This is a genomic window from Nocardia sp. NPDC102475 (assembly GCF_055584605.1).
This window is the reverse complement of sequence record NZ_JBVJLS010000014.1, coordinates 199,283-219,290: the sequence shown is the minus strand read 5'-3', so window position 1 is coordinate 219,290 and position 20,008 is coordinate 199,283. Positions and strand designations below refer to the sequence as shown.

Genomic DNA, 20,008 nt, shown 5'->3' with positions numbered 1-20,008 from the left:
TCCGACTCAGGTATGGCTAGCGGCCAGTCGCAGCGTCCGGCGGGCCAGGTCGGAGATTCGGCTGCCGTCGTGGCCGAAGACCGCGCTGTGCAGTCGGTCGTGGAACGGATCGGTCCAGTGGGCCGGGATTCCGCGGTCACCGGCGCGGATTCCGGCGACCGAACCCGCCGTCGCGCCGTTGGAGTCGGTATCACAGCCGCCTTGCACGGTCAGCGCGATCGTGCGGGTGAAATCGCCTGCGCCCCAGAGTAAACCGGCGGTGACGAGGCAGGCGTTCGGAATGGCGTGCACCCAGTTGTAGTGATCGTGGCGGCGGTGAATGGCCTCGAGAGCCTGCTCCCATGACATGGCGCTGTCATGGTCCGCGATCACTTCGGCGACCGCGACGTGCAACCTCGAACGGTCCGGAATGCATTGCTGGGCAATCGAAAGCGCATCCAGTATGTCTTCGGCAGTGAAAGCCGCAGCTACCAATGCGGCAGCCCACATCGCCGCGTACACGCCGTTGCCGGTATGTGAAAGCCCGGCATCGCGGGCGGCGAGTTCGGCGGCGCGCGCCGGGTTACCCGGGTTGACGTAACCGTAGATATCCGCGCGGATCATCGCACCTATCCACTCGCGGTATGGATTCCGATACCGGGCCACCTCCGGCGGTTTCCGACCCGCAATCAGATTGCGGTAAGCGACCCGCTCCGCGGTGTAGGTCTGCAGAAATGGCAGATGTTCCAACCAGGCATCCGCGACATCGGATTGTGTGAAATTCGTTCCGCATGTTTCCAATAGGTGCAATCCCAGCACGGTGTAATCGACATCGTCATCGCGCGGTGCACCGTCGATGCGGCCCTTAGCCGATACCGGCCACGTCGGATTCAACGGATATTCTGGCGACGGCGGCAATAATGCGGGCACATAGCCGGTCAGCGGATATGCGTCGGCCCGCTCGAGATAGGCACGGATTCGCGCGGGCGTCCAGACGAATCCGTTTTCCAGCGGCTTGCCGAGCGTGCAGCCGACGCAGCGCCCGAGCCAACCGCCGTGGATCCGCTCGAACAGCTCGGGTATCGGCGCGACCGGCCGGATTACCGACTGCGGTGCCGCAGTTTCGGATTCGTCATAACCCCAGCCGGGATCGCGTTCGGTGCTTTCGAGTCGATCGAAAATCGCCCAGCATTCGGCCGGTTCGACATGATCGGCGGCGACCAGCGCGCGCACCTCGGACTCGAACTCGGCCACCGGATAGCCCGATTCGAGCCGCTGCCGCCATTCGTAGAACAGCAGGGTCCGCGGATCGATCTCGTGCCTGCCGAAGAACACCAGTTCGTTTGCATCGGGCATATCCGCTCCTGGTCCGTGTAGCCCAGTCGGTTTTTTTCGCCGTTCAATCCGTTCCCGCAGCAGATTATCCGCGCGCGCCAATACCTCGTGTCGGGGTTGTCCGGAGTAATGTTGTGGCGTAGCCATATGACTCCAACCTGGAGGTCATCGTGCCGTGCGATCTCATGCTCATTGCCTATGACGGTTCCGAAAATGCCAAGCGGGCCGTCGAATACGCGGGCCGGTTCCTCGCCGCGAACAGAGCGGTGGTGCTCACCGCCTGGGAACCGATGGTGCGCCAGGCCGCTCGGCTGTCCGGACTCTCCGGTGTGATGCAGCCGGAATGGGTGCCCGAAGAGGAGATCGAGGACGTCGCCTATGTCGACGCCCGCAATATCAATATCGAGGGCGTCCGCCTGGCCAAACTCGCCGGTCTCAATGCCGAGGCGCGCACGGCGGAGTGCACGTCGACGATCTGGAACGCCATCGTCGAAACCGCCGACGACCTGGACGTCGACATCATCGTGGCAGGAACGCGCGGCGCCACCGGTATTCGAGCACTGATGCACAGCAGCGTCGCCGACGCCGTACTCAAGCATTGCCACCGTCCGGTGCTCATGGTGCCGCCGGGTAAGGAACCGCGTCGCTGAGATTTGGATCGCTCGGGTGGCTCTGCTCCGGGTTTGCGGGGTTAGGGTCGAGGGATCATGAACGGTTTCTTGCTCGCTCAGCCCGGTGGGGTGATCCGCGCGTCGGGGACCCGGGTCACCTTCGACGAGGCGGCGCGGGCGGTGGCGGCGTTGCGGGACGGGACCGCCGAGCTGATCGTCGGCGCCCTGCCGTTCGATCCCCGGAATTCGGCCGCGCTTTGCGTGCCCGAGCAGGCACAGCGCACGGTCGGGCCGTGGCGGCCCGCGGCACTGCCTGACCTGCCCGCCGTTCGGGTCATCACCGAAATACCGAGTCCGGCAGAGCATGTCGCGCGGGTGACGAAACTGGTCGAGCAGCTGAACGATCCGGCGCAGCCGTTGCGCAAGGTCGTGGCCGCTCGATCGGTGCTGGCCGAAGCCGATAGCGCGCTGGAACCGGAGCTGGTCGCGGGGCATCTGCTGACCAGGCATCCGCATGCGAATGTTTTCGCGGTCGACCTGACGGCCGCGGGCCGGCCGGGTGCGACGCTGGTCGGCGCCACCCCGGAGGTGCTGGTCGCACGGCACGGCACGACCGTCACGCTGCATCCGCTCGCGGGGACGTTGCCGCGCCTCGCCGATCCGGAGGACGATGCCGCGCAGGCGCGAGAGTTGTTGGCCAGCACCAAGAATCGTGATGAGCATGCGTTCGTCATCGAGTGGATTCGGGAAGTGCTCGCGCCGGTGTGCGCGGAACTCACCATTCCGGACGGCCCGCAGCTGATCAATACCCACGAGGTCTGGCATCTGGCCACTCCGATCACCGGTCGCCTGCGCGATCCCGCGACGACCGCGCTCGACCTGGCGATCCGCTTGCATCCCACCCCCGCCGTCTGTGGCACGCCGACCGATCTCGCCCTCGACACCATCGCGCACATAGAAGAGGAACGCGGCTTCTACGGCGGTGCGGTCGGCTGGTGCGATGCGTACGGCGACGGCGAATGGGTGGTCGCGATTCGCAGCGCGGAAATCGCCGCCGACGGGCGCTCGATCCGCGCCTTCGCGGGCGGCGGCATCGTGGCCGCTTCGGATCCGCACGCCGAGTTGGACGAGACCACCGCCAAACTGCGCACACTGCTCGGCAGTTTGCACTGCGCCATCCTGAGCTGAGCGACCCGCGCCCGCTATTCGGTTCCGCTATCGGTGGCCTGAACGTAGGTGATCGCGCGCGGCCCTGCTAGGTTGGCCGAGAATATGCCTGCATCGATGTATTGGAGTGCCGCGATGAAGTTTGCTGTCCCTGGTGTTGCGAGTGCGGTCGCGGGCGCCGTGTTGGGCGTGATCGGGGTGTTCGTCATCACGATGGCAGTGCAGCAGAACACGCGGCCCGATATCGAGCGTTCCGACTCCACCTCCTCGCTACTCAACAACGTTGAGTACGGCAGCCGCTGATCCCCCGCGGTGCGGGCGATAGGCCCGTAGGCGGCAGCCCGCGTAACCACGGAGGGCCGGTGAGCGCCGCAGATTCAACACAGCTCTCCGGTTCAGTTTCCGATTCGTTCGGTACTTCCGGCGCGGCGCGTCAACACGACAGCGCCCCGCTGGGCAGAGGCTGGTTCGCCGGGACCGTGGTCGCGGCGTTCCTGCTCACCTTTCTCCAGGCGCCCGGCCTGACGGTCGCCGACACCAAATACGACTTGGCGCAGAATCCGCTGGGTTTCCTCGAACGCGCCGCCCACCTGTGGAGCAGTCAGGCCCCGATGGGGCAGGTGCAGAACCAGGCCTACGGATATTTCTTCCCCCACGGCGCGTTCTTCTCGGCCGGACATTTACTCGGTCTGCCCGCCTGGGTGACGCAGCGGATCTGGTGGGCATTGCTGCTGCTCGCCGGATTCTGGGGCATCGTGCGGCTCTGCGAAGCGCTCGGCATCGGCTCACGCGGCTCGCGGATCGTGGCGGCGGCCGCATTCGCATTGTCACCGCGGGTGCTGACCACGCTCGGTTCGATCTCCTCGGAGACGCTGCCGATGGTGCTCGCGCCGTGGGTGCTGCTCGCGCCCGCCGCCCTGGGCAGTGCCTATCGGAGCCGGCGCGGCGGTGCGGCCTCGCCCGCCGGTAGTGCGCTGGCCTTGGCATTGATGGGTGCGGTCAATGCGGTGGCGACGGTCGCCGCATTTCTGCCCGCGCTGCTGTGGTGGGCGTCGTATCGACCGAACCGGAAGTGGTGGCGGTTCACCCGGGCCTGGATTCCGCTGCTGGTGCTGGCCACATTCTGGTGGGCGGTGCCGTTGCTGTTGCTCGGCAAGGTGAGTCCGCCGTTCCTGGACTACATCGAATCGTCCGGGGTGACCACGCAGTGGGCCTCGCTCGGTGAAGTGCTGCGCGGCACCGACAGTTGGACGCCGTTCGTATCGCCGGAGCGGATCGCGGGCGCGGTGCTGGTGACCCAGCCCGCCGCGGTGCTGGCCACCGGACTGCTCGCGGCGGCGGGTATGGCCGGATTGGCGATGCGGTCCATGCCGTATCGCGGGCGGCTCGCGCTGATTCTGCTGGTCGGGCTGGTCGGGATCTGTGCCGGATTTGTCGGTGAGTTGAGCGGACCGTTCGCGGACTCGGTGCGGGTATTCCTGGATGCCGGCGGCGCGCCGCTGCGCAACGTGCACAAGCTGGAACCGCTGATCCGAATTCCGTTGGTGCTCGGTCTCGCTCATATGTTGAGCAAGGTGCCGCTGCCCGCGTCCGTCCCGATGCCGGTGTGGCGCAGCGCCTTCGCCCATCCCGAACGCGATAGGTCGGTCGCCGTCGCGGCCTTGATCCTCACTGCGCTCGCGCTGTCCACCTCATTGGCCTGGACCGCGAAGCTCGCACCGCGCGGCGCCTATGACGAAGTGCCCGGGTACTGGAAGCAGACGGCGCAGTGGCTGTCCCACAATGCCTCCGATACCCGAGCGCTGGTTGTGCCCGGCGCACCCTTCGGCAGTCAGGTGTGGGGCCTCACCCGCGACGAACCGCTGCAGGCACTCGCGAGTACGCCGTGGGCTATCCGGGATGCGGTGCCGCTGAATCCGCCGGGCACCATCCGTGCCATGGATTCGGTGCAGCGGTTGATCGCCGACGGCAGGCCGTCGACCGGTCTCGCCGCGACGCTGGCCGAGCAGGGCATCGGAATTCTGGTGTTGCGCAACGATCTCGATCCGGATACGTCACGTTCGACCCGGCCGATGCTGGCGCATCAGGCGATCGACGGGTCGCCGGGGTTGCACAAGGTGGCCGAATTCGGCAACCCGATCGAAACTGTCAGACCCGATGGTCTGGTCGCCGATGGTGATCTGCGCCCCGCGTATCGGGCGGTCGAGATCTATCGCGTCGAGGCATCGCCTGCGGGCACTCCGATCGAGATCCAGAGCGGCACAGGCGCGCCGACATCATTCCCCGGTGCCTACACGGTGCCCATGACCTCGGTCGGGACAGTTCAGGGCGGGCCAGAAGTGCTCGAACGGTTGCGTCGCGATCCCGGACCCGCGCCGACACTTCTCGCATCCGATGCGGCGGCCGCCGGATTGCCGATCGGCCCGTTGACGGTGACGGATACGCCGATGAACCGGGAGGCCGACTTCGGTCGGGTCGACAATCACAATTCGGCGCTGCGCGCTCCCGACGATGCGCGCCGCACGCACAACCTTGTGCCCGACTATCCCGTTCCCGGTGCGGAATTGGTGCGCGGGGAATGGTCGGGTGCGACGGTCACCGCATCGAGTTCCGCCGCCGACGCCACCCAGTTGGGCGGCTCCGCGCCCGGCAGTTCGACGGCCGCGGTTGTCGATGGCGATCCGTCGACCGCGTGGATCAGCAATGGCGCCGAACACGCACTGGGACAATGGCTTCGGCTCGATCTCGACCATCCGATCAGCTCCGGGTTGCTGCAGTTGACCACCAGCGCGGCCGCGATCGGCGATCCGGTGAAGTGGGTCGAGGTGCGGACCGCGAACGGAAGTGTGTCCGCGCGGATTCCCGAACCTGGCATGCCGGTGTCGATTTCGCTGCCTGTGGGCAAGACGGACTGGCTCACCATCACCGCCATCCGCACCGAGGACGGAACGCGCGGTGGGCAATTCGGAATCAGCGAGCTGACTCTGGACGACTACACCGACCGGAGTTCGCCGGTGCGGGTCGATATTCGGCATCGGACCGTGCTGCCGCCCACCCCGGCGGGCGCGCAGGTGCGGACCTGGGATCTCGGTCAGGAATTTCCCGGGCGCAGTGCGTGTTTCGATGCGCCGGACCGGGTGCGGTGCAGCAAGGGACTCGCCCTGGCACCGGAGGAACCCGGCACCTTCGAACGCACGCTGTCGGTACCGGAACCGGTGAGTGTGACGCCGCAGTTGACCGTGCGGACTCGACAGGGCCCGGCGCTCGAGGCGCTGCTCACCGACAACACGCATCCCGTCGCCCGAGGTAAGGCAGACGTCGGCGACCTCCGTGGTTCCGCCTTCGCGGCGACCGATGGGGATCCGCGCACGAGTTGGACCGCGCCGGAGGATTCGGTGCGGAATCTGGCGGGCGGCAAACCGACACTCACACTGGAATTGCCCGAACCCGCGCTGGTGACAGGGTTGGACGTGACACCGTCGCTCGGCGAACTGCCCGCCGCACCGCTTTCGATAGTCGTAAATCTCGGCAACGGCCCACAGGTTCGCGAGATCGAGCCGGGCGAAGCGACCCGAGTCTCATTGCAGCCCACCGTGACCGATCGCATCGAACTGAGCATTCAGACCTGGAAGCCGGTTCTCGACCGGACCGCCCTCGGGTTCGCCCAGACGCAGCCGCCAGGTCTCGCCGAGGTAGCGGTACTCGGTCCCGATTACCCCGCGCCCGCCCCGGGGGATCGGCTGATCACCGTCCCGTGTGCGCAGGGGCCGACGATTGCGCTCGGTGGACGTTTCGTGCATACCTCCGTCACCGCGACCGCTGATGAATTGCGCTCTGGTGCACCGGTTCCCGCTCGCGTATGTGCGGATTCGGAACTTCCGCCCGAGTTGGCGGACACCGGGAATGCCCGCCCCGGTCCAACCGATGCGGCCAACAGCGGATCCACCGACACGATCCCGGTGGCGGCAGGGCGAGCTGATGTGACGGTCGCGCCGACGGATCTTTTCTTCGTCGACCGACTTCGCCTGAACCGCACCGATTTCGCCCCCGCGGCAACGCCGGCTACGAAGTCGGGACAGCTTCTCGTCCTGCCGCTCAGCACCAATGTCGGTTGGCAGGCGCGCACCGCCGACGGCAAAGAACTCGAGCCGGTCGTGGTCAACGGCTGGCAGCAAGGCTGGCTGCTCCCGGACGACTACTCGAATCCCATCACCGTCTCATTCCCCAACGACCGCTGGTACCGCCTCAGCATCTTCGGCGGCCTGCTGCTGCTCATCCCGCTCATCCTGATCGCCATCCCCCGCAAGCGCCGGATCCCGGCAACCGTTGGCCCGGGGACGAATTCACCCGCGGGCACAGACGCCACTCGAAATCCGCCTGGTAAGCGCGGCCGTGCCGACTCCGACGTGCACGCAGCCGATCAAACCGCCGACGGCGCGTCGCCCCCGACCACCTGGGGCAATCGCGTTCTCGGCGCGCTCGGAATCGCTGCCGTCGCAACAGTCATCGCCGGACCGGTCGGCACCGCTCTGACCGTGGTCGCGCTCGCCGCCACCCGGTTCTCCGCACGGGTGACGCCGAAAGTCCTCACCGCCGTCGCGGGCCTCGGCACCGCCACCGCGGCGGCAGCCCTGTCCACCGGACCATGGCGCGCCGCAGGCGGATACATGGGTGGCTCGCTGTGGGTGCAAGTTCCCGCACTGCTCGCCGTGATCGCCGTCGGCATCGCCGCGCTGCCCGCCCGACGTGAACATCGTTGAGGGAATAGCCTCGAACAGATGACGGACTGCGCGGAGTGCGGATTCGAGTACGACCCTGCCTTGGTTCCCGAGATATCGGCGCTGACCAGGGGCCACGCAGCGGAATACGCGGCACTGCTCGCCGGTGACGGTCGGGTACTTCGGCAGCGCACCGCGCCGGATGTGTGGTCGCCGTTGGAATATGCGTGCCATGTGCGGGATGTGCTATTCGCACAACGAGAACGGGTGCTGCTCGCCCGCCGGGTCGATACACCGGCACCGGAGCCGATGGGTCGCGACGAACGCGTCGAACACGACGGATATGCCGATCAACGCCCCTCGGATGTCGCCAGGCAACTCGAGGATGCGGCGCTGCTCTTCGGCAATGTCCTCGACCGGTTGGCACCTGCGGACTGGGACCGCAAGCTCATTTTCACCTACCCCGAGCGCCGGCAACGTCCACTGCGTTGGCTCGCCCTGCACACGCTGCACGAGCTCCGGCACCATCTGCTCGACATCCGCCGCCAGCTCGACAGTTGACCACAACCGCCCGATCTCGCGGCGCCGAGTCCTGCGGCCACCCGCTCACAGTCACCGGAGGTGAGCACTTCACTCGCCGCAGGCCCGAATCCGGTCAGCCAACCGTCTCGTCGCGCGCTTCCATCACGGTCGCAGCCGAGCGCGCGGCCTTGGCACGATCGCGATCACGTGCGAACCGGCGAACCGGTTCCTCGATGAGTGCATAGCTGGCCGCGGCGATCGGGAGGGTGATCGCGATCGTCAGGATGAGCACCTTGCCGAAGTTGCCACCGAACGGCAGGATTCCGAAAATCGGGAACACCACCGAGAGCACCGCGAGATGCCAGAGGAAGATGCCGTAGGACCAGCGCCCGATCATCGCGGCGACCCCGGATTCCAACCAGCGATGTGGACGCGCGCCGGGCGGGCGCAGCACCAGCGGAGCGAGCAGTGCGAAACCGATGATCGCGCCGAAACCCATCTTCGCCGCGTACTGCCACGGCTCGGCCCGCGTCAGCCCGGCGGGACCGCCCAGGTCGGTGGCGGAGATCAGGAATGCGACCAGCGCGATGCTCCACATCACCGGCTGATTGGCGAGCAGCCGAAGCCGCGGTGATAGCTGATCACTATTATCGACGAGCTCGGCGAGCAACATGCCGCCCGCGAACCACGGCAGATATCCGGGCAGCCAATTGTCGGCGTGAATGGCGTCGGGAGTCGGCACCGGAATGAAGTTCCAGCCCAGGCTCACCACCGCGAGCGCGAGGATCGCGGGGATGCGCCAGCGCGCGGTATCGCCACGCAACCGCACCGCCACGAATGCCAGCAGCGGCAGCGCGGCATAGAAGGCCACCTCGACGGACAGACTCCACATCTGGGTGAGTCCATCGGTGAGCGTGAGCGGCACGAATACCTGCGTCAACGCCAGATTCGAAGCCCAAACCCGCAGGCCGGCGGTATCGGCCGCACTCGGCACCAGGATCAGCACCGCGGCGACCACCGCCCAATACGCGGGCAGAATGCGCGCCGCCCGATGCCGTAAGTAATGGCCGACCGACGGCGCGGTGCCCAGTCCGCGCGCCACCGCCGCATGCGGACGCCACAGCAGGAATCCGGACAGCGCGAAGAAGACCGCGACCGCCATATCGAACCGTTCCCAAACCCGCCCGAGCACAGGCGTATTCGCGGCGCCGGTCTGGAATGCGACGTGCGTCAGCAGCACACCGAGTGCGGCCATGCCGCGCATACCTTCCAAGGCGGGCACGAAACCGCGTGTCCGCGCGGGTGCGTCGGTGGTCGGCGCGGATAAGGTGGCGGTCATCGGACTCCAGTCTGCAGGATGTCCTACCAGGTGGTAACCCCACGTTTCAGATTTCGCGCTAGACTCGGGCGATTTCTCGGTCGAATCCGGCCTCGGCACCGCATGGTACGACATCGGGCTGTTAGTGTCGGGGCTCACGAGTGCAGCGGCGCGCCCGCAGTACTCGTTGTACAGACCTGTGTTCTACGACGAGGAGAGTTTGCATGGCACTGAGTGCCGGAACCAGAAGGACGGTGGCCTGCCTGCTCGTGGGTCTGGGTGCGTTGCTGATCGTCGCCGCGGTGATGATCCCGACCTACACCGTCAGCAAACTGGCGAAAACTCCACTCGATCTCGAGATCACCACCATAGCGACGAACCAGCCGGGCGAAGACAGCCTGGTCCTGGACTCCAAATCGCTCACCGCACCGGAGGGCGCGGCCAAGATCGACACGAATGTGCCGCTGATCTCGCAGCGGTTCCTCACCGTCGAAGAGCCCTCCGATGCCACCGAGATGACCGTCCAGGCCGGTCAGACCCTGCGGCGCATCGATAAGCAGGGCGACACCGGCCTGCTCACCGCGACCGTCGACCGGGTCACCATCGACCGCAAGACCGGCGAGCCGGTGGCCAAGGACCCCAACGGCTCCATCGCCGTCACGGTGAACAAGGACATGCAGAGTATCGCCGACCCGGTCCAGCACACCGGTCTGCAGTACCGCTTCCCGATCGGCACCGAGAAGAAGAGCTACCCGTACTTCGATGTCAATGCGCGTAAGTCCTACGACGCCAAGTTCATCGAAGAGTCCGAGATCAACGACATGAAGGTCTACCACTTCCAGATGTCGGTCCCGGTGACCAACATGTGGGAAGTGATCCAGTCTCCGACCAACAAGCTGAGCCTGCCCGCCTCGAAGTGGGGCCTCGAGGGCGACGACCCGGTCACCATGACCCGCTTCTACACCGACACCCGCGACCTGTGGGTCGAGCCGCAGACCGGCACCGTGATCAAGGGTGGCGAGCAGATCCACCTGTACTACGCGCGCAGCGGCGACCACCCGGACGTCACCGCGCTGAAGTCGCACCTCGTCTTCGACGAGAACACCATCGAATCGCAGATTTCGGTGGCCAAGGAGAACATCGACAAGCTGTCGCTGTACGGCCGGGTCATGCCGATCGTGCTCGGTGTGCTCGGTGTCGCCGCCGTGGTCGGCGGTGTGTTCCTCGGGATCCGCGGCGGGGCCGCTCCGGCCGGTGTGGGTCGGCGTGGGCCGGGTCGCGGCGGGGATGATGCTCCGACCGAGCAGATCAGGATCCAGAAGAATCTCTGATCGTTAGTCCGACCACTCGGCTCCCCGGCGTTATGCCGGGGAGCCGAGTTCGTTTTCGCGTGGGTCGATTCAGGGCGCGGACGGACCCAGCGGGTAGGCAACGGGATGCGACGGCTGATACAGCAGCATTACTCCCGCGCCGGAAATCTTCATATCGATGCAGCGCCCGAAACCCCGCTCGGCGATCTCACCCACGAATTCCGCCCCACGCCCGCCCAATTCCGCCATCGTCTGCTCGAGGTCATCGCACATCAGCGAAATCTCGTGACGCGGCGGCCCATCCGCCGGATGCACCCCGAGCTCACTCGGCCCCGTCCCGAATATGAGCCACCCCCCATGCGCATCCACATTCGGCCAGCCGAGAACGTCACGGAAGAAGGCGCGGGCCGCGTCCGGATCCTCCGCGTAAACCAGCGTGTGCACAGCGGTGATCATGCTGGTGATGCTAGGCGAGTCGACGGCTCTACGACGCGTGTCTTGTCGGCTCGGCGGTCGGTTGTGCTCGGATAGGGCGTGATCAGCTGGATGCGCCCGGCGGTTCGGCGGTCCCGGAGTGGTCGGCGGTACGCAACACGATCACCGCCACGAGCGTTGTGGTAGCTGCCGCGACACAGACCGCGGTGGTGATCAGCGTCGGTACCGAGCGGGCGAAACAGGCCATGAGGACCACCTCGACCACCAAGCCGAGCCAGGTCACCGCGGCGAGGGCGGTGCGGTCCACCGCGATCGCCGAAAGCAGTGCACCCTGCAGCACCGCGAGTACGGCTCCTTGCAGGGCGAACAACCACAGCAAGCCTTGGATCGGCGCGTAATCCTGACCCGCGAACAATGGCGCGAGCGGTGCCGCCAGGGCAGCGCCCGATACCGCCACGATTCCGATGCCCGACAGCACCGCCAGTGCATCCCGGATCGCACGCGCCGAATGTGTCGGCTGCGCCATCCGCGGATACAGCACGACTCCCACGGCCTGCGGCAGCCAGAACGCGATCTTCGCCGCGATCGCCCCCAGCGCGTACCGGCTCGCATCCGCCTCGTCCAAAACTATTCGCGCGACGATCAAATCCGCCGACGACAATGCCATCAACGCCGCCTGGGCCTGCGCCGCCCGCAATACCGGCAACACTGCGACGGAACGCACACCCTGAGCCGGCGGCCGCTCGCTGCCGGACCGAACGTCATCTCGAGTTCCCGCTTCGTCGACTGCGTATCCGGGCATCGGTTCTTCGGCGGCAGCGCCTTCGGAGATGACGTCCGACGACCGTTCTGTCGCGGGGGCGATAGCGGGGCGAGTACGTGGTGGGGGTGAGCCTGCGGTGGAGCGGGCGAACGCGGCGGCGACGACGATTCCTGCGGCGGCGGCGCACAATGCGGGAGCTGTGCCGGCACCCGCCGCGAGGACCACCAACGCCGGGACCACACGCGCCACCCCGGCCGCGCCCAGGACTACGGCCAGGGCTCGGAAGCGTCTGCTGCCCTGCAGGATTCCCTGTTCACCGGATAGCAGAACCAAGGCGGGGGCCGCGCCGAGGGCGGCTGCACCGGCGAGTACGCCGACGTTCAGTACCGCCGTCACAACCGGCACCAGTACCGCGGCGATTACCGCGACGATCACCGCACACCGCCACTGCAAGCCGCGCAGTGCCGCCACACTCGACCCGCGCACCAGTTCCCTGGCAACCACGTTCTGGAGTGCAAGGGCGGGTACCGCGCACAACAGCTGCACCGCGAGCAGGCTGGCGAATTCGCTGTATCCGGTGACCCCCAACCACCGGCTGGCCAGCATCTGCAGCAGATATCCCGCCACATTGGCCGTCATCGCCCCTGCCGTGACCAACGTCAGATCCGCCACTACGGGGAGACGACGGACAGCGGGCACGCGGCAATCGTCCCACCCCGCCACCCCGCGCCCCGCACGCGCCCACCATCTAAATCGCCGTTGGACTGACTCCATCCCAGGCCGAGGTCCTGCGTGTGCCCGGCGGGTGATGCCCGTGACAGGCGCTCGGTACCGGAAGGTGGCGGTTTGCTCGTCGGTACGTAAGGTGCACAGGCGTGAGTGGCAGCGGCCCGACTCGACGCACCCGGTGGGCAAGGTTCGTCCCCGCCGGTTACAGCGGCCTGCTGGCGCTGCTCATCGCAGGCCCACTGCTCGGGCCGGGCTACCTTCTGCTGCGCGACGCGGTGAGCACACCGCGTTCCTACCTGACGGACTCCGCGCTCGGTCTCGGTGACGCGGCCCCACGCGCAGTCCCTCAGGATGCGCTGCTGGCAGCGCTCGCACCGCTCATCGACGGCGGTTCGATCGTCAAGGCAATACTGCTCGTCGCATTGTGGGCAGCCGGATTCGGCGCCGCAGTCCTGTCCCGCGAATTGCTCCGGGTATCGACCGGCCCCCAACTGGTCGCCGTCACGGTCGCCATGTGGAACCCATACGTCGCCGAACGTCTCCTGCAAGGCCACTGGAGCCTCCTGACCGGATATGCAGCTCTGCCCTGGACCGCATTGGCCGCCTACCGAATCCGCTGCTCGATCGACCCGGACGCCGCTTCCCGCAAGAAGCCGAACATCGAAGCGGGCCCCAGCCGAAGCGGAAAGTCCGCTTCGCGCAAGAGTGCCGTGAGTTCGTGGGCGGCTCTGGCTGGATGCTTCGCGGCCGCGGGACTGACCCCGACGGGTGCGCTGCTGGCGGGCTGCACCGCCATGGTCCTGGTTCGACGCCGAAATCTACTTGGCGCGCTTGCGCTGCTGCTGGCCACGTCCGCACCATGGTTGACCGCGACGGCACTGTCCGGCGCAGGCTCCGAACCCTCCGACCCCGCAGGTATCGCCGCCTTCGCCGCCCGCGCCGAACCCGCCCTCGGCACCCTCGGCTCCCTGGCCGGACTCGGCGGAATATGGAATGCCGACTCGGTTCCCGCCTCCCGCACCACCCCCCTCGCGCTGATCGCCACCGCACTACTCCTGACCCTCGTAGCCATCGGCATCCGCACCACCGCGGGTATCAAGATGGGCATTTCGAACGGCCATACCGCCCGTCAGTCCACCACCCCCTCGACGAGCACTTCACTTGCCGATGAATCCGACACCGCCACAACCCATCCGCCAGCTTCTGCTGCCGAAATGTCCGGCGATTCCGCAATCTCCCATCTCCCGAATCGCGAGGCGGCCGAGACATCCAGCGCCCGCGCAACTCCCGTAGGCGCCACAAATTCGACGCACCCCGAGGCCGCGACAATCGCCGCTGGCCGCATCGATCGTGAGAGGTTGCGAGTCCGTCGCGCATTGCTGCTACTTGCGGCTCTCGCCGTCCTACTGCCCGCATTGGGGGCGACGTCGTGGGGCATGAGCGACATGGAGTGGCTTGTTGGTCATGTGCCCGGGGCGGGGTTGTTGCGGGATACGCAGAAGTATGTGGCTCTTGCCATGCCTGCGTACGTGCTGTGCGCCGCCGCTGGGTGTCGAGCGGTCGCAGTGCGCTGGGCAGCGAATAGCGCCGTGCCGAAGGAGTCCGCCCGCTCGCCCGGGATGGCCTTGGCCGCAACGGTATTCATCGCAATGCTGGTGCTGCCGCTGTTCGATCTGGCCTGGGGTGTGGGCGGGGCACTGAAGCCGGTGCATTATCCGGTCGGCTGGCAGCGGGTTGCGGAACGGATCGATGGGCCTGGGGATGTCGCGGTGTTGCCCGGCGGGATGTTTCGGAAGTTTCCGTACAGCGGCAAGGTGGCGGTGTTGGATCCGGCACCGCGGATGCTGCCGCGCGATGTGCTGCAGACCGGTGAGCTTCCGGTGCACGGGCGCACCGTGGCCGGTGAGGGCACCCGGGCGCGGGAGGTGGAAACCGCACTGCTGCACGGTGATTCGGCACGGCGGTTGAGCGAGCTCGGGGTCGGTTGGGTCCTCGTCGAACGCACCACGCCCGGACCGCTCGGCGAGTCGAAAACAACACTCGCCCAGCTGGACTCGGTCTACGCCGACTCCCAACTGGCGCTGTACCGAGTCCCCGACGCCACCGACCATTTCGAAGAATCACAGTCCGCACACCGCGTGATCGCCTACGCCGCCCACATCCTCTGGGCCGCCCTTCTAGTCGGTGGCCTGCTGCTCGCGGCCATATTGCGCCCACGCCGTTGACCCGGGCGGCAGCGCACGCAAGCAAATAGGACCACCCCGCACGCTCAGGGCGCGGATCGGCAGGCCGACAACGCCTATGACATCCGACATCGGCGACCTCCCCAGCTGGCCGACGGCAGCACGCCGCGCACGGTTAGCCGAACAGGAGCAACGGACCGCACTGCGCACCGACTCCGAAGATCGATTCAACGGGCCACGACATCCCGAACGCCGCACGCGTATTGCCGGTCAACGACGAGTTCGTCGCATGACCGCGACCACTACCGATCAGGGTCCCGGCGGGATAAGCCCGGAGCTGTGCTCACCTCGAGCCGCCGCCGCGAGCACCTCGTACACGCCGTTCCCGGTTTGCTCCCAAGAGAATTCACGCGCACGGGCACGCGCCTTCTCCCCCATGACAGCGCGCGCCTCGGTGTCGTCGACGAGCTCACCGACGGACTCGGCGAGCTGGCTCACATCATCGACGAGCAATCCGGTCACCCCGTCGACAATGGAATCGGTGAGTCCGCGTGAACTGCGGTAGCCGATCGTCGGTACACCGTGTTGCGCCGCCTCGATGACCGCGAGGCCCCAGCCCTCCTTGCGCGAGGGCAGCACATGTACCCAAGCGCGCGCGAGCAATTCGTGTTTGCGCCGCTCGTCGACGTGGCCGTGGAAGGTGACCGCGTCTGCGATGCCGAGGTGGCGGGCGTCGGCTTTCAGGTTGTCCGCCCACCAGCCGTCGCCGATCACATCCAGTCGCAGGCCGGGAATCCGGCTCCGTAGTCGCGCGACAACCGCCAGCGCGTCTTCGATCTGCTTGTGCGGCACCAACCGCGAGAGCACCACGATGCGCGGCTCTTCGGTGCGCGTCTCCGCACAGCCGGTCGGTGCGTCCACTGGAACGGGTTCGGCGCCGTTGCGGACCACAGCGATCCGGGAACCGTCCACCCCCAGCGTGGCCAGTTCCTCGGCGGAGGGCAGCGAAACGGTCAGGTATTGGTTGTGCCGATGCACCCGCGGCGAGAGCCGCGATTCGATCCACCAGCCGATCCGCCCGACAAACCGTCCGGCGACCGGCCACTGCTCCCGATGCCCGTGATGCACCAGCACCACCGACGGCGCGTTCGTCGCCGCACCCGCGAAGAACGGGATCCCGTTCTGCGTATCGATCACCGCATCGGGCCGCAGACCCCGCAGTGGCCCGATGCCGAGCCGTCCGAACGCGATCGCGGCCAGCGCCCGCGGATAGACGGAGAACCGCCCGCCCGCCCGGCTGATATCGATGCCGTCGATCCGCTCCCGCTTCGGTGCGCCCGGATAACGCGCGGTGCGCAGGGTTACCTTGACCCCGCGCGCGGCAAGCTGCGCGCCGACCTGTTCCAGGTATCGCTCGCTGCCGCCGCCCTGCGGGTGCCCGGTGTCACGCCAGCACAGCAGGAGGACTTCGCGCACGGTGGAGCTTCTCTCTCGGTCAGCAGGTCACGGATATCGCCGTACACCCTAACCCGCGCACCTGCCCGACCAGCCTCCACCGCGCCCTTACCAGCAATCGCGCACCGCATGAACAGCAACCGACGCCCGCGAGAATTCCCAGCCCAGGCGGGCGGCACTGCGGTGGGTTGCCCACGCTGTGCGAGACTCTGCGCCGTGCCGACTGCTGAAACCGAGCCAGCCGAGGCCGTGGCGACGCATGCCCCACGGCGTGGACGAGCCGTGTCCCGGTTCGCGCGGCGGGCGACCTTGCGCCGGTCGCTGCGGCTGCTCGGCAGTTTCCGATTCGAGCAGACCGATCCCGCACTGTTCTACGGCGGTCTGGCCGCTGACAGCTCGGCGATGCTCGGCGATTTCTACACAGATGTCACCGGAAACGGCCTCGAAGGCGCGACCATCCTGGATGTCGGCGGCGGCCCCGGCTACTTCGCCGACGAATTCGTCAAGACGGGCGCGCGCTACATCCCCGTCGAGCCCGACCCATCGGAGATGCACGCCGCCGGACTCTCGGTAGCGGGCGCGGTCCGCGGATCCGGTATGGCACTGCCGTTCCGCGATAACGCGGTCGACATCTGCTTCTCCTCGAATGTCGCCGAGCATGTTCCGCAACCGTGGGTGATGGCTGACGAAATGGTCCGCGTGACCCGTCCGGGTGGTTTGATCGTGCTCTCGTACACGGTGTGGCACGGCCCGTTCGGCGGCCACGAAACAGGGCCGTGGCACTACCTCGGTGGTGAGTACGCGGCGCGCCGATACCGTCGCAAGACCGGACGGGAACCGAAGAACCGCTTCGGCAAGTCGCTGTTCGCGGTCGCCGCCGCCGACGGGTTGCGTTGGGCGACAGGCACTTCCGCAGATGTGCGCATCGTATTCCCCCGCTACCACCCGCGTTGGGCCTGGTGGGTGGTTCGCGTACCCGTGTTGCGAGAGTTACTGGTGAGCAATCTGGTGGTAGTGGCCACCAAGCCGTAGCGCTACTTCTCCAGCCAGCCCCGGCGCCAGCTCCTGCGCCCGCACGCGTTGATCGTGGCCGCCCATGGCGATTCCTGAATGGCCAAACCGACCGTCTCCAGGGTGGTCAGACCGACCTGATCAGCCAGCATTCCGACGACGGCGACCGCCTCGGCGGCCTGCATCGCGGCGGTTGCCTGCTCGATAGTCAGCGTCCGGCCCGGTAGGAAGGAAACTACCCACCCACCTGCGCCGACACTTTTAGCTTGATGCTCGGTCTGGTCGCTGGTCATCAACGACCGACCGATCACTTGCACCGCCATGACTCTGACTCCCCAATTGCGTAATCGGTTCATGAATCGAGCGAGCTGATCAGTAGCTACAGCATGACCGGTGCAGCAATAGAACGCAATAGTGCGTTCTCTGAAAAGCGAACCGACAGGTCGGAATTCGCGCAGTTCAGACCGCTGCCCGGATGGAAAACTGGAACACGTTACAGACAATCGGGCCACAAAACTGTAACGTGTTCTCATGCATTACGACAGCCTGTTCATCGGCGGCCGCTGGACCGCGCCCGCCGCCACCGAGCGCCTCCAGGTCATCTCGCCCGCGACGGTCGAGCCGGTGGGCAGCGTCCCGGTGGTCGGTCGCGCCGACGTCGACGCCGCGGTAGCCGCCGCCCGGCACGCCTTCGACAACGGTCCGTGGCCGTCCACACCGCCCGCGGAGCGCGCCCAGGTACTGACGCGCGCCGCGCGCCTGATCGAAGAGCGTTCGGCCGATCTGCTCGCCACGCTCACCGCGGAAATGGGCGCACCGCAGATGATCGCCATGACGCTCAACCAGATTCCGGCGGTGGCCGCGCTCGACGCGTATGCCGGACTGGCCGCGTCCTTCCCCTGGAACGAAACTCGCACCGGTCTGTTCGGTACCGCGCGGGTCTCGCGGGAGCCGCGCGGTGTGGTCGCGGCCGTCACGGCCTGGAATGTCCCGCTGTTCCTCGCGGCCAATAAGCTCGCACCCGCATTGCTCGCCGGATGCACGGTGGTGCTCAAGCCCGCGCCGCTGACTCCGTTGACCGCCAACAAGATCGGGGAAATCTTCACCGAGGCGGGCCTGCCCGAGGGCGTGCTGTCGATCCTGCCCGCCGAAGCGGATGCCGCGGAGTATCTGGTCTCGCATCCGGGCGTCGACAAGGTCACCTTCACCGGCAGCACCGCGGTCGGTCGCAAGATCGGCGCCATTGCGACCGGACAACTCAAGAGCGTCTCGCTCGAGCTCGGCGGCAAATCGGCGGCAATCCTGTTGCCGGATATGGATATCGTCAATATCCCGGTGCTCGCCTTCTCCGGTCTGATGAACAGCGGCCAGGGTTGCGTCGCGCAGACCCGCATTCTCGCGCCGCGCAGCCGCTACGACGAGATCCTGGACGCGCTGGTCGAGCACGTGCGGACGCTGAAGACCGGCGATCCCACCGATCCGGCGACGACCTTCGGCCCACTGATCTCCGAACGCCAGCGCGACCGTGTCGAGGGCTATATAGCCAAGGGCAAGGAGGAGGGTGCGCGACTGGTGCTCGGCGGCGGCCGCCCGGCAAATGTGGACCGCGGCTGGTTCGTCGAGCCGACCATCTTCGCCGATGTCGACAACAAGTCGACGATCGCGCAAGAGGAGATTTTCGGCCCGGTCCTGTCGGTCATTCCGTACGAGACCGAGGACGAAGCGGTGGCCATCGCGAACGATTCCGTATACGGCCTGGCCGGCTCGGTCTGGACCGCCGATATCGAGCACGGCGCGGAAATCGCGGCGCGGGTGCGCACCGGAACCTACGCGATCAATTGGTACGCATTCGACCCGAGCTCGCCGTTCGGCGGTTACAAGAACTCCGGCCTCGGCCGGGAGAACGGACCAGAGGGTCTGGACGCATTCTGCGAGCAGAAGTCCCTGCTGATGCCGATGGGATGGACGGGGTAGTCAAGCCCCCGGCATAACCACCCGGACTACCGGCTGACGGTCCGGTGCGTCGACGATGCTCGGCGCACCGGCGTCGACGATTTCGACCTGCCAACCCGACGGCAGCGCATCCTGCAAACGTCCGGCGGCGCGCCGCAGCGGTGTGCTCGCGGTCGCCGGCTCGATCTGCGGCACCGCCAGCGGGCCGATTTCCAGATCGGTCATGTTCCAACCACCTCTCACGCATTGATCTCATCGCTGGCCGCGAGGTGCGGATTCGCGAGTCGAAAGGGAAGTAGTTCAGTCGATCTAAGTCATTCAGTTAATGATTGGCAATCGAACTGGCCGGTCACGAGACGGAAAGCACGCGAAGCATAAGCCTCTCCCGGACAGGCTTCTCATTAATACGAAGCGTGTCCGGGCAAATCAACCGTAGCGCACCGGCGGCTTCAGATCCGACAATCCGAGAACATCGACCGATCGATACCGCCTGGTACGCGCGTTCGCCGACGAGATTTG

General features: G+C 66.8%; 16 protein-coding genes. 9 read left to right on the top strand and 7 right to left on the bottom strand.

Annotation, left to right across the window (positions count from 1 at the left end; translation table 11 throughout):
* Positions 1–6 precede the first annotated feature (6 nt).
* Positions 7–1,335, bottom strand: a complete 1,329-nt coding sequence (locus ACZ60G_RS25465) for an ADP-ribosylglycohydrolase family protein (RefSeq protein WP_465812892.1) — start codon at positions 1,333–1,335, stop codon at positions 7–9.
* A 149-nt stretch (positions 1,336–1,484) separates the two neighbouring features.
* Here ACZ60G_RS25465 and ACZ60G_RS25460 point away from each other — a divergent pair, with 149 nt between their 5' ends.
* From ACZ60G_RS25460 to ACZ60G_RS25440, 5 genes are all read left to right on the top strand, one after another.
* Positions 1,485–1,964 carry a universal stress protein gene (locus tag ACZ60G_RS25460; protein ID WP_465812890.1) on the top strand — a complete coding sequence of 160 codons (480 nt, stop codon included), beginning with the start codon at positions 1,485–1,487 and terminating at the stop codon, positions 1,962–1,964.
* A 57-nt stretch (positions 1,965–2,021) separates the two neighbouring features.
* Positions 2,022–3,113, top strand: coding sequence for an isochorismate synthase (locus ACZ60G_RS25455; protein WP_465812888.1), 1,092 nt, complete (start codon positions 2,022–2,024; stop codon positions 3,111–3,113).
* Positions 3,114–3,227: 114 nt separating this feature from the next.
* Complete coding sequence (locus ACZ60G_RS25450) at positions 3,228–3,395, top strand: DUF2613 domain-containing protein (RefSeq protein ID WP_433600102.1); 168 nt, start codon at positions 3,228–3,230, stop codon at positions 3,393–3,395.
* A 149-nt stretch (positions 3,396–3,544) separates the two neighbouring features.
* Positions 3,545–7,852 carry an alpha-(1->3)-arabinofuranosyltransferase gene (locus ACZ60G_RS25445; protein WP_465812961.1) on the top strand — a complete coding sequence of 1,436 codons (4,308 nt, stop codon included), beginning with the start codon at positions 3,545–3,547 and terminating at the stop codon, positions 7,850–7,852.
* Positions 7,853–7,870: 18 nt separating this feature from the next.
* Positions 7,871–8,371, top strand: a complete 501-nt coding sequence (locus tag ACZ60G_RS25440; protein WP_465812886.1) for a DinB family protein — start codon at positions 7,871–7,873, stop codon at positions 8,369–8,371.
* A 94-nt stretch (positions 8,372–8,465) separates the two neighbouring features.
* On the opposite strand, the gene ACZ60G_RS25435 is transcribed toward ACZ60G_RS25440, so the two are convergent.
* On the bottom strand, positions 8,466–9,671 hold the full coding sequence (locus ACZ60G_RS25435; protein ID WP_465812884.1) for an acyltransferase family protein: 1,206 nt from the start codon (positions 9,669–9,671) through the stop codon (positions 8,466–8,468).
* Positions 9,672–9,874: 203 nt separating this feature from the next.
* Between ACZ60G_RS25435 and pgfA the strand changes: the two genes are divergently transcribed.
* A complete protein-coding gene (gene pgfA, locus ACZ60G_RS25430) occupies positions 9,875–10,981 on the top strand; it encodes a cell envelope lipid trafficking protein PgfA (protein ID WP_465812882.1) in 1,107 nt (368 codons plus the stop codon).
* A gap of 69 nt (positions 10,982–11,050) precedes the next feature.
* Here pgfA and ACZ60G_RS25425 read toward each other — a convergent pair whose 3' ends face one another.
* Both ACZ60G_RS25425 and ACZ60G_RS25420 read right to left on the bottom strand, forming a co-directional pair.
* Entirely contained in the window at positions 11,051–11,416 is a 366-nt protein-coding gene (locus ACZ60G_RS25425; RefSeq protein WP_465812880.1) for a VOC family protein, read from the bottom strand.
* An 82-nt stretch (positions 11,417–11,498) separates the two neighbouring features.
* Positions 11,499–12,797 (bottom strand): polysaccharide biosynthesis protein, encoded by a 1,299-nt coding sequence (locus ACZ60G_RS25420; protein ID WP_465812959.1) that lies wholly within the window; start codon positions 12,795–12,797, stop codon positions 11,499–11,501.
* A 236-nt stretch (positions 12,798–13,033) separates the two neighbouring features.
* Between ACZ60G_RS25420 and ACZ60G_RS25415 the strand changes: the two genes are divergently transcribed.
* Positions 13,034–15,112 (top strand): MmpA family trehalose lipid delivery protein, encoded by a 2,079-nt coding sequence (locus tag ACZ60G_RS25415; RefSeq protein WP_465812878.1) that lies wholly within the window; start codon positions 13,034–13,036, stop codon positions 15,110–15,112.
* A gap of 267 nt (positions 15,113–15,379) precedes the next feature.
* Here ACZ60G_RS25415 and ACZ60G_RS25410 read toward each other — a convergent pair whose 3' ends face one another.
* Positions 15,380–16,546: a glycosyltransferase family 4 protein gene (locus ACZ60G_RS25410; RefSeq protein ID WP_465812876.1), complete on the bottom strand. Its 1,167-nt coding sequence runs from the start codon at positions 16,544–16,546 to the stop codon at positions 15,380–15,382.
* 228 nt (positions 16,547–16,774) lie between these two features.
* Here ACZ60G_RS25410 and ACZ60G_RS25405 point away from each other — a divergent pair, with 228 nt between their 5' ends.
* Positions 16,775–17,557 (top strand): class I SAM-dependent methyltransferase, encoded by a 783-nt coding sequence (locus tag ACZ60G_RS25405; RefSeq protein WP_465812957.1) that lies wholly within the window; start codon positions 16,775–16,777, stop codon positions 17,555–17,557.
* A 2-nt stretch (positions 17,558–17,559) separates the two neighbouring features.
* Here the strand turns inward: ACZ60G_RS25405 and ACZ60G_RS25400 are convergent, their stop codons facing one another.
* Positions 17,560–17,859: a hypothetical protein gene (locus ACZ60G_RS25400; protein ID WP_063046404.1), complete on the bottom strand. Its 300-nt coding sequence runs from the start codon at positions 17,857–17,859 to the stop codon at positions 17,560–17,562.
* 208 nt (positions 17,860–18,067) lie between these two features.
* Between ACZ60G_RS25400 and ACZ60G_RS25395 the strand changes: the two genes are divergently transcribed.
* Positions 18,068–19,510 carry an aldehyde dehydrogenase gene (locus tag ACZ60G_RS25395; protein WP_465812874.1) on the top strand — a complete coding sequence of 481 codons (1,443 nt, stop codon included), beginning with the start codon at positions 18,068–18,070 and terminating at the stop codon, positions 19,508–19,510.
* On the opposite strand, the gene ACZ60G_RS25390 is transcribed toward ACZ60G_RS25395, so the two are convergent.
* Positions 19,511–19,714, bottom strand: a complete 204-nt coding sequence (locus tag ACZ60G_RS25390) for a hypothetical protein (protein ID WP_465812872.1) — start codon at positions 19,712–19,714, stop codon at positions 19,511–19,513. It lies immediately after the preceding gene.
* Between the last annotated feature and the right edge of the window lie 294 nt (positions 19,715–20,008).

Bases quoted from the DNA above. Each gene is read 5' to 3' on its own strand.
- ACZ60G_RS25390 (WP_465812872.1), bottom strand. From the start codon at position 19,714: ATGACCGATCTGGAAATCGGCCCGCTGGCGGTGCCGCAGATCGAGCCG.
- pgfA (WP_465812882.1), top strand. From the start codon at position 9,875: ATGGCACTGAGTGCCGGAACCAGAAGGACGGTGGCCTGCCTGCTCGTG.
- ACZ60G_RS25440 (WP_465812886.1), top strand. From the start codon at position 7,871: ATGACGGACTGCGCGGAGTGCGGATTCGAGTACGACCCTGCCTTGGTT.
- ACZ60G_RS25450 (WP_433600102.1), top strand. From the start codon at position 3,228: ATGAAGTTTGCTGTCCCTGGTGTTGCGAGTGCGGTCGCGGGCGCCGTG.
- ACZ60G_RS25400 (WP_063046404.1), bottom strand. From the start codon at position 17,859: ATGGCGGTGCAAGTGATCGGTCGGTCGTTGATGACCAGCGACCAGACC.
- ACZ60G_RS25435 (WP_465812884.1), bottom strand. From the start codon at position 9,671: ATGACCGCCACCTTATCCGCGCCGACCACCGACGCACCCGCGCGGACA.
- ACZ60G_RS25395 (WP_465812874.1), top strand. From the start codon at position 18,068: ATGCATTACGACAGCCTGTTCATCGGCGGCCGCTGGACCGCGCCCGCC.
- ACZ60G_RS25455 (WP_465812888.1), top strand. From the start codon at position 2,022: ATGAACGGTTTCTTGCTCGCTCAGCCCGGTGGGGTGATCCGCGCGTCG.
- ACZ60G_RS25465 (WP_465812892.1), bottom strand. From the start codon at position 1,335: ATGCCCGATGCAAACGAACTGGTGTTCTTCGGCAGGCACGAGATCGAT.
- ACZ60G_RS25425 (WP_465812880.1), bottom strand. From the start codon at position 11,416: ATGATCACCGCTGTGCACACGCTGGTTTACGCGGAGGATCCGGACGCG.
- ACZ60G_RS25420 (WP_465812959.1), bottom strand. From the start codon at position 12,797: ATGACGGCCAATGTGGCGGGATATCTGCTGCAGATGCTGGCCAGCCGG.